At 62.2% G+C, this 1,609-nt stretch carries 3 protein-coding genes; 1 reads left to right on the top strand and 2 read right to left on the bottom strand.

All coding sequences use genetic code 11. From position 1 onward, the window contains the following. Both ACE3UY_RS12195 and ACE3UY_RS12190 read right to left on the bottom strand, forming a co-directional pair. The coding region (locus tag ACE3UY_RS12195) for a cytochrome c (protein WP_374687791.1) at positions 1-364 on the bottom strand (364 nt) is incomplete at its 3' end. Next, positions 361-822: a disulfide oxidoreductase gene (locus ACE3UY_RS12190; RefSeq protein ID WP_374687790.1), complete on the bottom strand. Its 462-nt coding sequence runs from the start codon at positions 820-822 to the stop codon at positions 361-363. The genes ACE3UY_RS12190 and ACE3UY_RS12195, both read right to left, overlap by 4 nt. 197 nt (positions 823-1,019) lie before the next feature. Here ACE3UY_RS12190 and ACE3UY_RS12185 point away from each other — a divergent pair, with 197 nt between their 5' ends. Next, complete coding sequence (locus ACE3UY_RS12185) at positions 1,020-1,394, top strand: nuclear transport factor 2 family protein (protein WP_374687789.1); 375 nt, start codon at positions 1,020-1,022, stop codon at positions 1,392-1,394. Positions 1,395-1,609 lie beyond the last annotated feature (215 nt).

Raw genomic sequence — 1,609 nt, 5'->3', positions numbered from 1 at the left:
GCTCATCTGTCCAGAGCGTGTGGACGTAGTAGAGAACGGCCATCTCCTGTTCCTCCAGCAGGAACTCGCCCAGCGGCGTCATGCTGCCGTCCTGCTCAGATCCGCCCTTGACGATGCCGTCGAGAATCTGGGCGTCGGTCAATAAGTAGCTGTCGCCAGCGGCGTTGAGCGCCGGCGCCTCTAGCTGATTGATGTGCCCCTCCCCTTCCGCGCCATGGCAAGGGGCGCACCACTGAACGAATGTGCGCTGGCCGAGCGAGGCCGGGTCGCCCAGGTCGACCGGCTCGCTCTGACCCCCGCCGCAGGCGGCCAGCAGGAAGGCCACCACGGCTACGCACCACCGACGATCGAGGAAGCGCGTCATAAGTCGGCCGGGATGGGCAGCTGCCCCGCCGCGTCTCGCCGATAGGCCAGCCGCATCCCGATCATGATCAGGGTGATCAGCGTGAAGGCGGTGAAGGCCATCAGGGCGATGGTGATGAAGCCCAGGTAATTGACGTAGCTGATGTTGCAGGGCACGTCAATGGCGCAGCTCGTCGAGGGGGGGAATACGCCCTTTTCCAGCAGATAGTGATAGCCGGATACCAACATACCGATGATGGAGAGGGGCAGGACATAGCTGGGCAGAAAGTCATCGCGCTTCAACGCGCCGACGAACGTAACGACCACCAGCGGGTACATCAGAATGCGCTGGTACCAGCACAGGCGACAGGGGATAAAGCCGGCCACCTCGCTATAGTACAGGCTGCCTGCCGTCGCCACCAGGGCGATGATGAAAGCCAGCCAGCCGCCGTAGTCTTCCAGAAATTCCGATAATCTCATCTTCGTTTCTCTCCGCGTTAGCATCTCCAGAGTCCGGTATTGTATCAGCCCCGTTCACTGTAACAAACAGCCAGTGAAAAGGCCCCAATCAGCGCAAAAAATCCGGCGTTCACCGGCGTCCTACTTCTCACACTGGGACTATCTGCCGATTGCGCAAATCCGCGCCATCCATTATCATGACAAGTGGAGGTGAGCCCGTGAAACCCAAAGAGGTAGTCCGTCTGTATTTGGAGCGTCACAACGCGCACGATGTTGAGGGTGTGCTCGACCTGTTCGCCAATGACGCGCACTATGAGGTGGTTGGCCGTTTCGTGCGCTGCGGCAAACCGGAGATCAGGCTGACTGAGGAGTGGGAGGCGGCCGTCCACGACCATCTCCGCGCCGGCGACCTGGTCGAGGCCGACGGCGAGGTGACTTTCCGCGCCTTCGAGACCAACGACTGGTTGAGCGCCAGCGGCGCATCGGAATTGCGCTACACCTCGATGACGCTGTCGGTCAAGGACGACCATATCACCCACGTGATGGCCGTGCTGCCGCCGGAAGCGTTCGCGGTGATGCAACGCGCGGCCTAGGCGCGCCATCTGTTCTGTAGCGCCAACCCACGGCACCCACGGCCCGGGTTGGCGCATGGCAAAACGCAGTCGCCTCTCGCGGCGAGCCTGCCTTTGTCGCCCATTGGCGGCGCTTGCTCAGCGCCGCCCTCCCTTCGCCTGGCCGGCCCAGGCCGGTCCCCCTTGACCTGAAGCCGCCGCTGACGTAACGTTGAAAATGGCGTATCATTCCGGCT

This window comes from Promineifilum sp. (SeqCode) (genome assembly GCF_041918635.1).
Taxonomy (GTDB): domain Bacteria; phylum Chloroflexota; class Anaerolineae; order Promineifilales; family Promineifilaceae; genus Promineifilum.
This window is presented reverse-complemented; position numbering and strand designations above follow the sequence as displayed.